Origin of the sequence: Micromonospora chokoriensis (genome assembly GCF_900091505.1) — a bacterium.
Lineage (GTDB): Bacteria > Actinomycetota > Actinomycetes > Mycobacteriales > Micromonosporaceae > Micromonospora > Micromonospora chokoriensis.
Map to the genome: position 1 here is coordinate 1,545,035 of NZ_LT607409.1, position 16,935 is coordinate 1,561,969.

The following is a 16,935-nucleotide window of genomic DNA, read 5'->3' on the forward strand; positions in this document are numbered from 1 at the left end:
TCGGGGCATCCCAGGCACGCGGACACCGCGGTTTCCAGGAAACCGAGTCGATCAAGCCCTGGCCGGGTCGATCGGGCGCTGGCCGAGTCGATCAAGCCCTGGCCGGGTCGATCAAGCCCTGGCCGGGTCGATCAAGCCCTGGCCGGGTCGATCGGGTGCTGGCCGGGTCGATCGGGTGCGGCGCGACCCGCGGCAGCCTCGGGCGTTCGGCGGGGTGGGTGGTCGTCCGCGCCCGACCGGCGCAGAATGGCTCGGTCGAGAGGAGGCGGGACGAGTGACGCTGGCGCTCTACCGCAAGTACCGGCCGCGGACCTTCGCTGAGGTCATCGGCCAGGAGCACGTGACCGAGCCGTTGTCGCAGGCGCTGCGGAGCGGCCGGCTCAACCACGCCTACCTCTTCTCCGGCCCTCGTGGCTGCGGCAAGACCACCAGCGCCCGGATCATGGCCCGCTCGCTCAACTGTGAGCAGGGCCCCACTCCCGAACCGTGCGGCAAGTGCGCGTCCTGCCGCTCGTTGGCCGCCGACGGTGCCGGCTCGATTGACGTGATCGAGATCGACGCGGCCAGCCACGGTGGTGTCGACGACGCCCGTGAGCTGCGTGAGCGTGCCTTCTTCGCACCGGCCAGCAGCCGCTTCAAGATCTACATCATCGACGAGGCGCACATGGTCTCGACCCAGGGCTTCAACGCCCTGCTCAAGCTGGTCGAGGAGCCCCCGGAGTACGTCAAGTTCATCTTCGCCACCACCGAGCCGGAGAAGGTCCTCGGCACGATCCGGTCGCGGACCCACCACTACCCGTTCCGGCTCTTCCCGCCGAAGGTGGTCCGCCCGTACCTGGAGCAGCTCACCCAGGCCGAGGGCGTCGCCGTCGAGCCGGCGGTCTTCCCGCTCGTGGTGCGCGCCGGTGGCGGCAGCATGCGGGACAGCCTCTCCGTACTCGACCAGCTCATCGCCGGCGCTGGCCCGGAGGGGGTCAGCTACGCCCGGGCCGTGTCGCTGCTCGGGGTCACCGACTCCGCGCTGATCGACGAGATGTGCGACGCGCTGGCCGCCGGTGACGGCGCGGCCGCGTACGCCACCGTCGACCGGGTCGCCGAGGCCGGGCACGACATGCGCCGGTTCGCCGCCGACCTGCTGGAGCGGCTCCGCGACCTGATCGTCATCCAGCAGGTGCCGGACGCCGCCGCGAAGGGCCTCATCGACGGTCCCGCCGACCAGATCGAGCGGATGGCCGCCCAGGCCTCGCAACTCGGCACGGCCACGCTCTCCCGCTGCGCCGACATCGTGCACGACGGCCTGGTGGAGATGCGTGGCACCACAGCGCCCCGCCTGCTGCTGGAGTTGATCTGCGCCCGGATGCTGCTCCCCGGCGTGGACGACTCCACCGGCGGCCTGCTCCAGCGCCTGGAGCGGATGGAACGTCGGCTCACCCTGAGCGGCACCGACGCGCCGTCGGCCGCCGCCGGCTTCGCGCCGGCCACCACCCCAGGGGTACGCCCACAGCAGGCCCCTCCGGTTCCGGCTGCCGCCAACCCCGTACCCGCCAACGCCCCGACCTCCGCACCGCCGTGGGATGTCGACCCGGCCGCGTCCCCGACCCGGAGCGCCGCTGCCCAGGGCGCTCCGGTCTCGGGCGCCCCGACCACGGGCGCTCCGGTCTCGGGCGCTCCGACCGCCGATTCGCCGAACCCGGCGTCGCCCGGTGCGTCGGCGGCGACCGCCGGTCTCGGGCCGGTCTCCCCGGCCGGCCACGGCTCTGCTGCCCACGGTCCAGCCGGCTCTGGTTCGGCTGGCCACGGCTCTGCTGCCCACGGTCCAGCCGGCTCCGGTCCAGCCGGCTCCGGTGCGGCGGGCACCGGTGCGGCGGGCTCTGGTTCGGCTGGCTCTGCCTCCGGTGGGGGCTCGTCGGCACCGCGCCGTGTGGTGCCGCCGTCGGCGGTGCTACCCGACCCGGCCACCCCCGTGCCGCCCCGTCCGGGTGCGCCGGCTGCCGCACTGGACGCGGTCGCGGTCCGCCGGGCCTGGCCTGACGTGGTCGGCAAGGTCAACCGGACCAACAAGCGGATCGCCGCCCTGATGCGCGACGCTGTGGTCCGCGAACTCGACGGCGACATGCTGGTACTGACGGTGAAGTCCACAGTGCTGGCCAAGATGATGGCCGACCACTCGGCGGTGCTGACCGACGCGCTCTACGAGGAGTTGGGCGGGCGCTGGCAGATCCGGTGCGAGGTGGCCGGTGAGCGCGGCGGCGTGTCGTTGTCCAGCCCGCAGCGCTCACAGCCTGCCGCTCCGGCCCGACCCGCCGCGCCGAACGCGACCGCTGCCGCCGGCCCGCCGAGCATGCCACCCGCCGCGCCGAACGCGACCGCTGCCGCCGGCCCGACGAGTGCACCGCCTGCCGGGCTCAACCCGTCCGCCGCGCCGAATCCGAGCACCGGGCCGAACCTGAATACCGGACCGCACTCGACCGCCGCGTCTGGTCCGACCGGCACGCCTGGTCTGAGCGCCGCAGCTGGTCCGACCGGCGCGTCTGGTCCGAGCGGCGCGTCTGGTCCGACCGGCACGCCTGGTCCGAGCGGCGCGTCTGGTCCGAGCGGCGCGTCTGGTCCGAATGCCGCGTCGAGCCCGAGCGCCGCGCCGAACCGTGAGGCTGCTGGCCGACCGGCGAGTGCGCCGACGTCGCCGGTTTCCACCGGCCCGACCGGCGCGCCGCCCGGCGCAACGAGTTCGGCCGTTACCGGTGGTCAGCCCGCAGGCGCGGTTGTGCGTGGCGGGCAGGGCGGCCACGGCGCGGGCCAGCAGGGTGGCGCGCAGGCCACGGCGGCGGTCGACGACGAGGACGACTGGCCGGAGGCGGCGCTCCCCGGCGGCGGTGCCCCCGTCGCCGAGGCGAAGGACGACGAGGACTGGCCGGAAGCCGCCCGCCCCGGCGGCGCGTCGGCCGGAAACGCCTCCGGACTCGATGCTGGGTCCACCGCAGCGAGCAGCGGTAGCGCTCATGGCATCGGGGCGAACGGCTCCGGCGGGGCCACCGGTGGTGGTCCGGCGGGCGGGCGGGGCAACCCGACGCCGGCGGCCCGGCAGCCGGCGTCAGCCGGTGCCGCACCGGTGAGCAGCGCCATCGCCGCAGCGCGCGCGGCGGCGGCGGGGCGCGGTACGCGTACCCCCGCGGTGTCCCGGCCCATCGCGGACGCCGAATGGGCGGGCGAGCCGCCCTACGACCCGGACTTCGACGGTCCGGCGGCGCGCGGTGGTCGGCCAGGTGGGGCGGCCCCGGCGGCGACCCCGGTCTACGAGGGCTTCGACCCGGGCGACGAGCCGTTGGACGAGGTCATCGACGAGAAGACCGCGCGGGAGTCCAGTGAAGAGCAGGCGGTACGGCTGCTCCGCGAGACCTTCGGCGCCGAGAAGATCGACGAGGTCGACGCCCGCTAACCCCCGTCGATCATGGAGTTGTGGTGGGGACAAACCACCATGCTGCCCTCTATTCGGGCACCACAACTCCATGATCGACGCGAGTGAGGGCCGGGGCCGGGGCTGGGGTGCGGGTTGGGGTTTCGGCTAGGAGGACTCCCAGGCAGCAGGTCCAGAGGGGGAGGGGCAGGACGGCTGCTCGTTCCATGCCGCCCACGCCGATCCCGGCGCCCTGCTGGGCGAAGAACAGCACCGTTGCGGCCAGGGCGATGATCCCGGCGGCGAGGGTGAGGCGTCGCCACCGGCCGAGCGTCGTGGTGCCCGGAGCGAAGCCGGCGAGGAGCAGACCGACGTTGCCCAGGCCCATGATCAGGAATGCGCCGAGGACGTGCAGGTTCTCGTCGACGTCGGCCGGGTGGAGGGCGGCCAGGGCATACCCGCCGGCGGCCAGCAGCAGGAGCGTCTGGGCCGCGCGCACCACGCCACCGCGGCCGAGGAGCCGCCAGGTCAGCAGGATTCCGACGGCGAGCAGCGCGGCGGTGGTGAGTGTCGCGGCGTTCATGAGCGGATGCCAGGGGGAGCACACGTAGCGGGGTCGGCTGGTGTCCCAGATGCCGCAGTGCGCGTTGCCGAGGTCGCTGATGTTGTGGGTGGCCCAGCTGTAGGTCGGGTCGCGCCACCGCAGACCGGTGACCAGATTGGCGACGAGGAAGAGCGGGGCGGCCGCGACCCAGCACAGCGCGCCGATCCGGCCGGAGCGACTGAGATTCATACCTGTGAGCAGACCAGGTGGGTGGTTCGCGGCGCACTACGGGCAGATGGCCGGTTCGGGGTAGTGCCAGCCGTACCCCCGGCGAAGGCCCGGCGTGGGCGGACGCACCGGGCGGGGAAGGGTCGGTCCCAGCGGATAGGCTGGGCGGCGGCCGAGCAGACGAGTGCGAGAAGGAGCCATCCGTGCGCCCAGGTGGACAGCCGAACATGCAGCAGATGCTGAAGCAGGCGCAGAAGATGCAGCAGCAGATCGCCGCCGCCCAGGCCGAGCTGGCCGAGGCCGAGCTGACCGGCACCGCCGGTGGTGGGCTGGTCACGGCGACCGTCTCCGGCTCCGGTGAGCTGAAGGCCATCAAGATCGACCCGAAGGCTGTCGACGCGGACGACGTGGAGACCCTTGAGGACCTGGTCGTCGCCGCTGTGCACAACGCCGCCGAGGCGGCCCGCGAGCTGACCGAGCGCAAGATGGGCCCGGTCGCCGGTGGCATGGGCGGCCTCGGCCTGCCCGGTTTCTGAGCCGGCAGATGTACGAAGGTGCCATCCAGGACCTGATCGACGAGCTGGGTCGGTTGCCGGGCGTGGGCCCGAAGAGCGCTCAGCGGATCGCGTTCCACGTCCTGTCGGCGGACCCTGCCGACGTCAACCGGCTGGCCGGCGCCCTGCGCAAGGTCAAGGAGCTGGTGCGGTTCTGCACGATCTGCTACAACGTGGCCGAGTCCGAGCAGTGCCGGATCTGCCGCGACCCGCGCCGCACCGACGAGGTGCTGTGCGTGGTGGAGGAGCCCAAGGACGTGGTGGCCATCGAGCGGACCGGTGAGTTTCGCGGTCGCTACCACGTGTTGGGCGGTGCGATCAATCCGCTGGAGGGGATCGGTCCGGACAATCTGCGCATCCGGGAGCTGCTGATCCGGCTCGGCGGAGGCGCGGTGCGGGAGTTGATCCTGGCCACCGACCCGAACACCGAGGGCGAGGCGACCGCCACCTACCTGGCGCTGATGGTGAAGCCGATGGGCATCTCGGTGACCCGGCTGGCCAGTGGGCTGCCGGTCGGCGGCGACCTGGAGTACGCCGACGAGATCACCCTCGGTCGGGCCTTCGAGGGCCGCCGCGCGGTCTGAATCCCTTACTCACCGCCGATGGCCGGCACCCTTCGGGGTGTCGGCCATCGCTTCGTCACTGCCCGGAATTGATCTGACACTTGATCCCTCATCGGGGCTGTTCGACGTAACAGTTTGGCATCGCGGGTGCGGATTGATCGGTTTGAAGGGCTGTTTACCTTCGAATCGAAAGTCAACCGGCGTTTGAGGCACGATCCGATACCAACCGTCCACCCGGCAGTTTCCGGGTGGACGTAACGAGAGCTATGGTCACCGCCATCGGTGACCCCTGTCACCACGTTGTCCGTACCCCCAAGGACGAGGTGAAGCACACATGCGTGCACCCAGGCCGAAGGTCGCGATCGCGGCCGTCGCGGTCGCGGCCCTCGCGGTAGCAGGCTGCGCCGAGAGCAACCGCGACGACAAATCCGGCGGTAGCAAGAAGGACACCCTCGTCTTCGGCGTCGCCGGAGACCCGAAGGTGCTCGACCCGAGCTTCGCCAGCGACGGTGAGTCGCTGCGCGTGGCGCGTCAGGTCTTCGAGACCCTGGTCCGGCCGGAGGAGGGTGGCACGAAGGTCACCCCCGGTCTGGCCGAGTCCTGGACCCCGGACGCCGCGGGCACCACCTGGACCTTCAAGCTCCGCTCGGGCGTGAAGTTCCACGACGGCACCGACTTCAACGCCGAGGCCGTCTGCGTCAACTTCAACCGCTGGTACAACGCCAAGGGCCTCATGCAGAGCCCGGACGTGACCGCGTACTGGCAGGACGTCATGGGCGGCTTCGCCAAGAACGAGGACGCGGAGCTGCCGCCGAGCCTCTTCAAGTCCTGCGCCGCCAAGGACGCCACCACTGTGGACCTGTCCTTCACGCGGGTCTCCAGCAAGATCCCGGCCGCGCTGATGCTCCCCTCGTTCTCCATCCACAGCCCGAAGGCGCTGCAGGAGTTCGACGCCAGCAACGTGGGCGGCACCGCCGAGGACATCAAGTACCCGGCGTACGCGACGGCGCACCCGACCGGCACCGGCCCGTTCAAGTTCAAGGCCTGGGACGTCGCCAACAAGACGCTCACCCTGGAGCGCAACGACGACTACGCCGGCCCGAAGGCCAAGCTGAAGAGCCTCATCTTCAAGACGATCTCGGACGAGAACGCCCGCAAGCAGGCGCTGCGCTCCGGTGACATCCAGGGCTACGACCTGGTCGGCCCGGCCGACGTCGAGCCGCTGAAGTCCGAGGGCTTCAACATGCTCACCCGGCCGGCGTTCAACGTGCTCTACCTGGCGATGAACCAGAAGGGCAACCCGAAGCTCGCCGACATCCGCGTCCGGCAGGCCATCGCGTACGCCCTGAACCGTCAGCAGCTGGTCACCTCCAAGCTGCCGCCGGGCGCCAAGGTCGCCGACAACTTCATGCCGGACACCGTCGAGGGTTGGAACGGCGACGTCACGAAGTACACCTACGACCCGGCCAAGGCGAAGGCGCTGCTGGCCGAGGCGGGCGCGTCGAACCTGACGCTGAAGTTCCACTACCCCACCGAGGTCACCCGGCCGTACATGCCGAACCCGAAGGACATCTTCGAGCTGCTCTCGGCGGACCTGAAGGCCGTCGGCATCACCATCGAGGCGATCCCGCTCAAGTGGAGCCCGGACTACCTCAACGCCACCACCTCGGGCAACAAGCACGACATCCACTTCCTGGGCTGGACCGGTGACTACGGCGACGCCTACAACTTCATCGGCACCTTCTTCGACCGGCCGAAGGACGAGTGGGGCTTCAACAACAAGGCCCTGTTCGACCAGTTCAAGGACGCGGACACCACCGCTGACATCGCGGCCCGGACCGAGAAGTACAAGGCCCTGAACAAGTCCGTCATGGACTTCCTGCCCGGTGTGCCGATCTCGCACTCGCCGCCGGCGATCGTGTTCGGCAAGGACGTGACCGGCGTCAAGGCCAGCCCGCTCACCGACGAGCGGTTCTCGACCGCCGAGTACAAGTAAGTCCTGATCTGACGCAGCAAGGAACGCGGGCGGGCGCTGTCCACAGCGCCCGCCCGTAACCCTCCGCACCCCTTCGAGGCCGCCGTGTTCCGGTTCATCGTCAGACGCCTGCTCCAGCTGATACCCACGCTGTTCGGGCTCTCCCTCCTGCTCTTCATCTGGCTCCGCCGGCTCCCCGGCGGTCCCGAGACCGCCATCCTCGGCGAGCGCGGTACGCCCGAGATGCGTGCCGCCATCCGGCGCAACATGGGGCTCGACGAGCCCATCCTGGTGCAGTACGGCCGCTTCGTACGGCGGATGATCAAGCTCGACCTGGGCACCTCGACCTCCACCAAGCGGGCGGTCACCACGGAGTTCATCGAGCGCTTCCCCGGCACCGTCGAGCTGACCATCACCGCGATGATCATCGCGATCGGTGTCGGCATCCCGCTGGGTTACCTGGCCGCCCGTCGTCGCGGCCGCTTCCTGGACCACGCGTCCGTGGGCGGCTCGCTGATCGGCATCTGCATCCCGGTCTTCTTCCTGGGCTACGTGCTCAAGGCGATCTTCTCGGAGAACCTGCACTGGTTCCCGTCCAGCGGCCGGCAGGACCCGACGCTCGGGGCGACCCGGATCACCAACTTCTTCGTCCTCGACGGCTTGATGACCCGTGAGTGGGACGCCGCGGCCGACGCCCTGTGGCATCTGGTGCTGCCGGCCATCGCGCTGGCCAGCATCCCGCTGGCGATCATCGTCCGGATCACCCGGGCCAGTGTGCTGGAGGTCCTCAACGAGGACTTCGTCCGCACCGCCGAGGCGAAGGGCCTGACCGAGCAGACGGTCCGTCGCCGGCACGTCCTGCGCAACGCGATGCTGCCGGTGGCCACCTCGATCGGTCTGCTCGCGGGCGGCCTGCTCTCCGGTGCCGTGCTGACCGAGACCGTCTTCGCCTTCAGTGGCATCGGAGCGTTCGTCGCCGAGGCCATCGGCCAGCGCGACTATCCGGTGCTGATGGGCTTCATTCTGATCATCGCGGTGGTGTACGTGCTGGTGAACCTGCTGGTCGACCTCTCCTACAGCTTCATCGACCCGAGGGTGAGGGTGCGATGACCCTCAGCCCGGGCAAGAAGCGCGAAAAGATCGACCGGCTCTCCGAGCTGGCCGCCCGTGACGACGAGCGCGGCGTCAGCCTGTGGCAGGAGGCGTTCCGACGACTCCGGAGCAACCCGGCCGCGATCGTCGGCGCGGTCATCCTGGCGATCTTCGTGTTGGTAGCGGTGCTCGGCCCGTTCCTCGTGCCGTACGCGCCGACCGACACGATCGGCATCCGGGAAGGGCTGATCAAGCCGGGTGTCATCCCCGGCCCGGACGGTGACCACTGGTTCGGGTACGACCACCAGGGCCGCGACGAGTTCAGCCGGATGATCGTGGGGGCCCGGCAGACCCTGCTGGTCGGTGTGGTGTCCACCCTCATCGGTCTAGCTATCGGCGCGTTGATCGGTGGCATCTCGGGTGCGGCGGCCGGCCTCGGTGGTCGGTGGGGGCGGTGGGTCGACACCACCCTGATGCGGTTCATCGACATGCTGCTGGCGATGCCGAGCCTGCTGCTGGCGGTGAGCATCGCCGCCCTGCTCGGTGCCAGCCTGACCACCGTGATGATCGCGGTCGGCGTGGTCTCGGTGCCGGTGTTCGCCCGGCTGCTGCGCGGCTCGATGATCTCCCAGGCCAACAGCGACTACGTGCTGGCGGCCACCTCGCTCGGCGTGAAGAAGTCGAAGATCGCGCTGACCCACGTGGTGCCGAACTCGCTCGCGCCGGTGATCGTGCAGGCCACGCTGACCCTGGCCACCGCGATCATCGAGGCCGCGGCGCTGTCCTTCCTCGGCCTGGGCAACCCGGACACCGCCGTACCGGAGTGGGGCGTCATGCTCGCCGACGCGCAGCAGTACCTCGGCATCCGGCCGTCGTTGGCGATCTACCCGGCCGTCGCGATCATCATCACCGCGCTCGGCTTCACCCTGCTCGGTGAGGCGATGCGTGAGGCCCTCGACCCGAAGCTGCGGAAGTAGGCCCGTCATGTGTGAAGCGCGAGGAGTGAGCTTGCGAGCCCCGCAGTCGCGAACAGCCGACTGCATGTGTGAAGCGCGAGGAGTGAGCTTGCGAGCCCCGCAGTCGCGAACGGAGGGCCGGTAATGGCACTGCTCGAAGTTGATGATCTCTCCGTCACGTTCGCGCGGCGCGGCCAGCGGGCCGTGCACGCCGTCGACGGGGTGTCCTTCTCGGTCGACGCCGGTGAGGTGGTCGGCCTGGTCGGCGAGTCCGGCTGTGGCAAGAGCGTCACCTCGCTCGCGATCATGGGGTTGCTGCCGAAGCAGCCGGGCCTGCGCGTCGGCGGCAAGGCCGTCTTCGACGGCACCGACCTGCTCCAGCTCGACGACCGGTCGCGGCGGGACATCCGTGGCCGGGACATCGCGATGATCTTCCAGGACCCGCTGTCCTCGCTGAACCCGGTGATCCCGATCGGGCTGCAGGTGACCGAGGTGCTGACCCGGCACCGGGGGATGAAGGGCGCTGCCGCGTCCAAGGAGGCGGCGGAGCTGCTGGACCGGGTCGGCATCCCCGACCCGAAGCGGCGGCTGAAGGAGTACCCGCACCAGCTCTCCGGTGGGATGCGGCAGCGTGCGCTCATCGCGATGGCGGTGGCCTGTCAGCCTCGGCTGCTGATCGCCGACGAGCCGACCACCGCGCTGGACGTCACCATCCAGGCCCAGATCCTGGAACTGCTCAAGGAACTGGTCCGGGACTCCGGCACCGCCCTGCTGATGATCACCCACGACCTTGGTGTGGTGGCCGGCATGTGCGACACCGTCAACGTGCTCTACGGCGGTCGGGTGGTGGAGACGGCCCGCCGCCGTCCACTGTTCCGTCAGCCGCGGCACCCGTACACGGTGGGTCTGCTCGGCTCGGTGCCCCGCCTGGACGCCGGGCGGGGCGAGAAGCTCAGCCCGATCCCCGGCTCGGTCCGCGACCTGCTGCCCTGGCCGGAAGGCTGTGCCTTCGCCCCGCGCTGCGCCCGGCGGACCGACGAGTGCGTGGGTGAGCCGCCGGAGTTGGTGCAGGCACACGACGGACGTAGCTACCGGTGCGTGAACCCGGAACCGGTGCCCGGCACGGTGCCCGCCCCGCGCGAGGAGGAACAAGCGTGAGTGACAACGACACTCTCGTCGAGGTACGCGACCTGAAGGTGCACTTCCCGATCAAGCGGGGTGTGCTGTTCGACCGCGTGGTCGGCCACGTGAAGGCCGTCGACGGGGTGGACCTCAGCATTCCTCGGAGCAAGACGTACGGCCTGGTCGGCGAGTCCGGCTGTGGCAAGTCCACGCTGGGTCGGGCGCTGCTCCAGCTCACCCCGCCGACGGCCGGCGAGGTGGAGTTCGACGGCGTCGAGCTGACCACGTTGCCGCCGGGGAAACTGCGCAGCATGCGTCGCCGGATGCAGATGATCTTCCAGGACCCGATGTCCAGCCTCGACCCCCGGCAGAACGTCGAGTCGATCCTGACCGAGGGCATGCAGACCCACGGGATCGGTGCCGACCGCACCGACCGTCGCCGGATCATCGGCGAGACCCTGGACGCGGTGGGGTTGCCCCGGTGGGCGCTGTCCCGCTACCCGCACGAGTTCTCCGGCGGCCAGCGGCAGCGCATCGGCATCGCCCGCGCGTTGGTGCTCGGGCCGGAGCTGATCGTCGCCGACGAGCCGGTCTCGGCGCTCGACGTCTCGATCCAGGCCCAGGTGGTCAACCTGCTCGACGAACTCCAGGACAGCCTCGGGCTGACCTACCTGGTGATCGCGCACGACCTCGCCGTGGTCCGGCACATCTCCGACACCGTCGGCGTCATGTACCTGGGCGCGCTGGTCGAGGAGGCGCCGAGCGACCGGCTCTACACCGAGCCGCTGCACCCGTACACCCGGGCGTTGATGTCCGCGGTGCCGGTGCCGGACCCGGACGTGGAGGACCGTCGGGAGCGGATCCTTCTCGCCGGTGACCTGCCGTCGCCGGCCAACCCCCCGTCCGGCTGCCGTTTCCACACGCGCTGCCCCTGGGCGCAGCCCACCCGCTGCTCGGACGAGCGACCCGTGCTGCGGGAGATCGGCGTCAGTCGGGTGGCCTGCCACTGGGCCGAGCAGATCGCCAGCGGTGAGCTACGCCCGCACCAGGTCAGCGCGCAGATCGTCCGCCCCGCGGACGAGGGGGAAGCCCCGGCGGTGGTCTCCGCGCCCACCGAGCCCGGCTCGTACGTCTGACGAGGCCCGCTCGCCCCGATCAACGGTCGGGGCGAGCGCGGCTCAGCCCTCGGGTCGGTGCAGCAGGCCCACGGCGACGCCGTGCACCGCGTCCAGCCCCGCCGGGTCGGCGAGCGCCACCGACGTGCCGGTGACGCCGTACCACTCGTCCGCGTCCTTGTACTGCACCCGCAGGGTGACCTTGCCGTCGGCGTACTCGGTGCGCAGGGTCAGGTCGCCGGTGACGACGCCGACCTCGTCGGTCATCACCCCGCCCGGGCCGGGCACGATGTCCGAGGTGCGGCTCTGCGGGCCGACCGCGCCACCGGAATCGGCCACCATGCCGGCACCCGGCACGGCGGCCGAGGTCTCGGCGGTGCCGTCCGCGGTCATGCCGGCGGCGGCCGGACCGCTCTCCTCGTTGGCCGGGCCGCTCGACTCGGCGGCCGTCACGACGCGTTCCCCACTGTGCAGCCCTCCAGCATGTCGGTCAGGGCGGTCTTCTCGGCGCTGGTCACCGTCAACCGCCAGTGGTGCTTGACCGTCACCCAGCTTTCGGCGTACTTGCACCAGTACTCGCGGTTCGCCGGCTTCCACTGGGACGGGTCCTGGTCACCCTTTGCCCGGTTGGAGGACGCGGAAACCGCGAGGAGCTGCGGACGTGTGGTGTCGTTCGCGAAGTCGCCGCGCTTCTGGTCGTCCCACTCGTCGGCGCCCGAACGCCACGCGTTGGCCAGCGGCACCATGTGGTCGATGTCCACGTCGGAAGGGTCGGCGGCGCTACGGCCGTCGTACACGCTCTCCCAACGACCGCCGACCACGTTGCAGCCGGAGAGTTTCACGTCCTTACCGTCGCGCTGGAGAATCGTGTCCCGCACGTCGCAGTTCTTGCCGGTGTTGCGCCAGTGCGGGAAGTGGTCTCTGCTGTAGCCCTTCATCGAGCCGGCAGTGGCCACGGTGAGCTGGCCGAGCTGCTGAACGGCGTTGCCGCCGCCGCTCGGCGACTCGGTGCCCGGCTCGTCGGGCGGGACGCAACCGGCAACGCCGAACGCCAGCGCCGCGGCGAGCGCGACCACCGCCGCTCGCGGTCCTGATGTGGTACGCACAGACGACACCTCTCCAGCTTGCGGTCTCCCGGCGACTGCGCACAGTACCCGGGCCAGGTTTTGGCAATTCGTGGCGTCTCCCACTTGTTACAAGGCACATTGGTGGGATGACCGAACCCGTACCGGCGCCTGCCCTCCGGATGGGCACCGCCGCCGGCCGGGGCACGCTGCTCGCCGCCGTACTCGCCTCTGGCATGGTCTTCCTCGACACGACGGTCGTCAACGTGGCGCTGCCGAAGCTCGGGCAGGACCTCGGCGCGAGCGTGTCCGATCTCCAGTGGACCGTCAACGGCTATCTGCTGATGCTGGCGGCGTTCGTGCTGCTCGGCGGTGCACTCGGGGACCGCTTCGGCCGACGACGCGTCTTCCTGATCGGCGTCCTCTGGTTCACCGTCGCATCCGTACTCTGCGGGCTGGCCCAGGGCACCGGCTGGCTGATCGCGGCCCGTTTCCTCCAGGGCGCCGGCGGCGCGCTCCTCACGCCCGGATCGCTGTCGGTGCTCCAGGCGAGCTTCCACCCGGACGACCGGGGTCGGGCGATCGGCGCCTGGGCCGGACTCTCCGGGGTGTCCACCGCGCTCGGCCCGTTCATCGGGGGCTGGCTGATCGACGCGCTCTCCTGGCGGTGGATCTTCTTCCTCAACCTGCCGATCGCCGTCCTGGTGGTGCTGGCCACGACGCGCTGGGTGCCGGAGAGCCGCGACGAGAGCGCCTCCCGCACCGCCGGGCCCGGGCGGACCCGACGCCGGTTCGACGTCGCCGGAGCCCTGCTCGGAGCACTGGCGCTCGCCGGTGTCACGTACGCCCTGATCGACGTGCCGGCACGCGGCTACGACTCGGCGCCGGTGCTGATCGCGGCGCTGGTCGGGGTGCTGTCGGCGGTGGTCTTCGTGGTGCTCGAACGGCGGCGCGGCGACGCCGCGATGCTGCCCACCGGCCTGTTCTCCAGCCGGCTCTTCTCGGTGCTGAACATCTTCACCGTCGTCGTCTACGCGGCGCTCACCGGCTTCACCTTCTTCTTCGCCGTCTACCTGCAGAACGTGGTGGAGTGGTCGGCCTTCCGCACCGGCATCGCGCTACTGCCGATGACAGTGCTGCTGTTGGTCGGGTCGGCCCGCTCGGGAGCGTTGTCGGCGCGGATCGGCCCCCGACTCCAGTTGACCGTCGGGCCGGTGGTGGCCGCGGTCGGTCTGCTGTTGCTGCGCGGCGTCGGACCGGGCGCGTCGTACTGGACGGACGTGCTGCCCGGGGTGCTGCTCTTCGGGATCGGGCTGACCCTGGTCGTGGCACCGCTGACCGCATCGGTGCTGGCCGCCGTGCAGGACCGCTTCTCCGGCGTGGCCAGCGGCTTCAACAACGCCGCGTCCCGGGCCGGTGGGTTGCTCGCGGTGGCGGCGCTGCCGCTGCTGGTCGGTCTGTCCGGCGGCGGGTACGAGCAGAAGGACGAGTTGACCGACGCGTTCCGCGGCGCGATGGAGTGGTGCGCCGGCCTACTCGTGGCCGGCGCGGTGCTGGCCCTCGTGCTGGTTCACCGACCGCCCCGGGCGGCCCCGCCGTCGCAGCCCTGCCACTCGTTGCCCGCCGCCACACCCCCGAAGTAGGCAGAACCTCCGGGGGCGCGGCGCGTGGGTCAGCGGCGGGCGCGGTTGACGGCGCTGGTGACCGCCTTGATCGAGGCGGTGACGATGTTGGCGTCGGTGCCGACACCCCAGACCGTCCGGCCGTCGACCTCGCACTCCACGTACGCGGCGGCCTGCGCGTCCCCACCGGAGGAGAGCGCGTGCTCGTGGTAGTCGAGCACCCGCACACCCACTCCGACCGTGTGCAGCGCGTTGACGTACGCGTCGATCGGACCGTTGCCGACGGCGGCGAGTGAGCGCTGCTCGGCGCCCACACCGACCTGGGCCTCGATCTCGACCTTGCCGTCGATGGTGCCGATCGTGTAGCCGGCCAACCGGATGGCCGGGTCGGGCTGGTGGTCGAGCAGGTAGTGCGTCGCGAAGATCTCCCACATGGCGGCCGGGTCGACCTCGCCACCGTCGTGGTCGGTGACCTGCTGCACCACCCCGGAGAACTCGATCTGGAGCCGCCGGGGCAGGTCCAGCTGGTGCTCGCTCTTCATGATGTACGCGACGCCGCCCTTGCCGGACTGCGAGTTGACCCGGATGACCGCCTCGTAGGTGCGGCCCAGGTCCTTCGGGTCGATCGGCAGGTACGGCACCGCCCAGGTGTGCTCGTCCACCGGTACGCCGGCGGCCTTCGCGTCGGCGGCCAGGGCGTCGAAGCCCTTCTTGATCGCGTCCTGGTGGGAGCCGGAGAAGGCGGTGTAGACCAGGTCGCCCGCGTACGGGTGGCGCTCGTGCACCGGCAGCTGGTTGCAGTATTCGACCGCTCGCCGGATCTCGTCGATGTTCGAGAAGTCGATCATCGGGTCGATGCCCTGGGAGAAGAGGTTGAGCCCCAACGTCACCAGGTCCACGTTGCCGGTGCGCTCGCCGTTGCCGAACAGGCAACCCTCGATGCGGTCCGCGCCGGCGAGCAGACCCAGCTCGGCGGCGGCCACTCCGGTGCCCCGGTCGTTGTGCGGGTGCAGGCTCAGCACCACGCTGTCGCGGCGCGGCAGGTGCCGGTGCATCCACTCGATCGAGTCGGCGTACACGTTGGGGGTGGCCATCTCGACGGTGGCCGGCAGGTTGATGATCAGCGGGCGGTCGGGTGTCGGGTCGATCACGTCGATGACCCGGGAGCAGACCTCCAGCGCGTACTCCAGCTCGGTGCCCGTGTACGACTCCGGCGAGTACTCGTAGAAGATGTCGGTGTCCGGGGTGTGGATCTCCGCGTACTTCTGGCAGAGCCGCGCACCGGTCGTGGCGATGTCGGCGATGCCGTCCTTGTCCAGGCCGAAGACCACCCGACGTTGGAGGGTGGAGGTCGAGTTGTAGAAGTGCACGATGGCCCGCTTGGCGCCGCGCAGCGACTCGAACGTCCGCTCGATCAGGTGCTCCCGGCACTGGGTGAGCACCTGGATGGTGACGTCCTCGGGGATCATGTCCTGTTCGATGAGCTGGCGGACGAAGTCGAAGTCGGTCTGACTGGCCGACGGGAAGCCGACCTCGATCTCCTTGTAGCCCATCTGGACCAGCAGTTGGAACATCCGGCGCTTGCGCTCCGGCGACATCGGGTCGATCAGGGCCTGGTTGCCGTCGCGGAGATCGACCGCGCACCACCGTGGGGCCGCGTCGACCTGGCGGGTGGGCCAGGTGCGGTCCGGCAGCTCGACCCGGAACTGCTCCCGGTAGGGCTGGTAGCGGTGGTAGGGCATCCGGCTCGGGCGCTGCCGAGCGAACGGATCGGTCTCGGCGTCGATGACAGGTTGAGCCATTTCAGAGTGCTCCCCGGAACATGTGGCGTCAGCAGATCGGAAGGTGTCGGCGATCGCCGGGCGACGATGCGCGGCGGTGCCGAGAGAAGGTTCGGATGTGCTGGACGGCGCGATGCAACTCCGCGACGAGGTGCCGGCCGGTCAGGCCTCGTCGCGGCGGCTAAGGAGGAGAAGCGCCCGCCACATGACCACGTCACCCTACGTGATGGCAGGGGCGGTGGGAAGGTAGGTCCGGACTATGGGACCAGCGTCATGGTCCGTGCCGGGTCGCCCGGGAGCGGACGGTCAGCGGAGCAGCAGGTCGGCGAGGGGTCGACGGTGGCGCAGGCTGGTCTCCTCGGCGACCAGGTCGGCCGGGAGACTGAGCGGGTCGCCGAGACGCCCGACGGCGACCACCGCGTACGGCCGTACGTCGGCGGGAAGGTGCAGGTCAGCGACGAGTCCGGCGCGGTCGACGGTGAGGACCTGGCGTACGTGCAGTCCGAGCGCGGTGGCCTGCACGGTGAGGTGGGCGACGGCCTGGCCCAGGTCGTAGGCGATCCCGTCGGCCGGCGCGGCGTCCGATGCCGTGTCGGCGTCGACGTGTGCGGCGAGCAGCAGAGCGGCGGCGCGGTGCGCCCACCGCTGCTCACGCTCGGGCAGGTTGACCAGAATCCGCTTCCAGGTCTCGTCGTCGCGGTGGCCGAGGGTGAACCTCCAGGGCTGGCGGTTGCCCAGCGACGGCGCCCATCGGGCCGCCTCGAGCAGGGAGGCCGCGTCCGCCGCACTCAGCTCGTCGGTGGGGTGGAACGCCAGCGGGCTCCAACGGAAGGCGAGCAGCGGGGTCAGGTCAGCCATGCCGGTAATCGTCCTGTATGGGTGATTCGCCGATCAGGCGGGGTCGGCAAAATGTGGGCAAACGCAC

Annotated in this window: 14 protein-coding genes; 9 read left to right on the top strand and 5 right to left on the bottom strand. The window is 70.6% G+C overall.

Going from position 1 to position 16,935, the window contains the following annotated elements; translation table 11 throughout:
- Positions 1-274: 274 nt before the first annotated feature.
- Positions 275-3,436 carry a DNA polymerase III subunit gamma and tau gene (locus tag GA0070612_RS07310; protein ID WP_088987224.1) on the top strand — a complete coding sequence of 1,054 codons (3,162 nt, stop codon included), beginning with the start codon at positions 275-277 and terminating at the stop codon, positions 3,434-3,436.
- A 49-nt stretch (positions 3,437-3,485) separates the two neighbouring features.
- Here GA0070612_RS07310 and GA0070612_RS07315 read toward each other — a convergent pair whose 3' ends face one another.
- A complete protein-coding gene (locus GA0070612_RS07315; RefSeq protein WP_088987225.1) occupies positions 3,486-4,187 on the bottom strand; it encodes a DUF998 domain-containing protein in 702 nt (233 codons plus the stop codon).
- 206 nt (positions 4,188-4,393) lie between these two features.
- Here GA0070612_RS07315 and GA0070612_RS07320 point away from each other — a divergent pair, with 206 nt between their 5' ends.
- The 7 genes from GA0070612_RS07320 (at position 4,394) to GA0070612_RS07350 (ending at position 11,564) form a co-directional block, all read left to right on the top strand.
- Entirely contained in the window at positions 4,394-4,702 is a 309-nt protein-coding gene (locus GA0070612_RS07320; RefSeq protein ID WP_030489880.1) for a YbaB/EbfC family nucleoid-associated protein, read from the top strand.
- 8 nt (positions 4,703-4,710) lie between these two features.
- Positions 4,711-5,304, top strand: coding sequence for a recombination mediator RecR (recR, locus tag GA0070612_RS07325; protein ID WP_088987226.1), 594 nt, complete (start codon positions 4,711-4,713; stop codon positions 5,302-5,304).
- 313 nt (positions 5,305-5,617) lie between these two features.
- Positions 5,618-7,279, top strand: a complete 1,662-nt coding sequence (locus tag GA0070612_RS07330) for an ABC transporter substrate-binding protein (RefSeq protein WP_088987227.1) — start codon at positions 5,618-5,620, stop codon at positions 7,277-7,279.
- Positions 7,280-7,363: 84 nt separating this feature from the next.
- A complete protein-coding gene (locus GA0070612_RS07335; RefSeq protein ID WP_088987228.1) occupies positions 7,364-8,368 on the top strand; it encodes an ABC transporter permease in 1,005 nt (334 codons plus the stop codon).
- Positions 8,365-9,327, top strand: coding sequence for an ABC transporter permease (locus tag GA0070612_RS07340; protein WP_088987229.1), 963 nt, complete (start codon positions 8,365-8,367; stop codon positions 9,325-9,327). The genes GA0070612_RS07335 and GA0070612_RS07340 overlap by 4 nt, the downstream gene beginning before the upstream one ends.
- Positions 9,328-9,450: 123 nt before the next feature.
- Complete coding sequence (locus GA0070612_RS07345; protein ID WP_088987230.1) at positions 9,451-10,464, top strand: ABC transporter ATP-binding protein; 1,014 nt, start codon at positions 9,451-9,453, stop codon at positions 10,462-10,464.
- Positions 10,461-11,564, top strand: coding sequence for an ABC transporter ATP-binding protein (locus GA0070612_RS07350; protein ID WP_088987231.1), 1,104 nt, complete (start codon positions 10,461-10,463; stop codon positions 11,562-11,564). Before GA0070612_RS07345 ends, GA0070612_RS07350 begins: the two co-directional genes overlap by 4 nt.
- 42 nt (positions 11,565-11,606) lie before the next feature.
- Here GA0070612_RS07350 and GA0070612_RS07355 read toward each other — a convergent pair whose 3' ends face one another.
- Together GA0070612_RS07355 and GA0070612_RS07360 are read right to left on the bottom strand one after the other, a co-directional pair.
- Positions 11,607-11,996: a hypothetical protein gene (locus tag GA0070612_RS07355; RefSeq protein WP_231924494.1), complete on the bottom strand. Its 390-nt coding sequence runs from the start codon at positions 11,994-11,996 to the stop codon at positions 11,607-11,609.
- Positions 11,993-12,649: an HNH endonuclease family protein gene (locus GA0070612_RS07360; protein WP_088987232.1), complete on the bottom strand. Its 657-nt coding sequence runs from the start codon at positions 12,647-12,649 to the stop codon at positions 11,993-11,995. Before GA0070612_RS07360 ends, GA0070612_RS07355 begins: the two co-directional genes overlap by 4 nt.
- A gap of 107 nt (positions 12,650-12,756) precedes the next feature.
- Here GA0070612_RS07360 and GA0070612_RS07365 point away from each other — a divergent pair, with 107 nt between their 5' ends.
- Complete coding sequence (locus GA0070612_RS07365) at positions 12,757-14,250, top strand: MFS transporter (RefSeq protein WP_088987233.1); 1,494 nt, start codon at positions 12,757-12,759, stop codon at positions 14,248-14,250.
- Positions 14,251-14,279: 29 nt separating this feature from the next.
- Here the strand turns inward: GA0070612_RS07365 and leuA are convergent, their stop codons facing one another.
- Entirely contained in the window at positions 14,280-16,031 is a 1,752-nt protein-coding gene (leuA, locus tag GA0070612_RS07370; RefSeq protein WP_088987234.1) for a 2-isopropylmalate synthase, read from the bottom strand.
- Between the two features lie 285 nt (positions 16,032-16,316).
- A complete protein-coding gene (locus GA0070612_RS07375) occupies positions 16,317-16,868 on the bottom strand; it encodes a nitroreductase family protein (protein WP_088987235.1) in 552 nt (183 codons plus the stop codon).
- Positions 16,869-16,935: the final 67 nt, after the last annotated feature.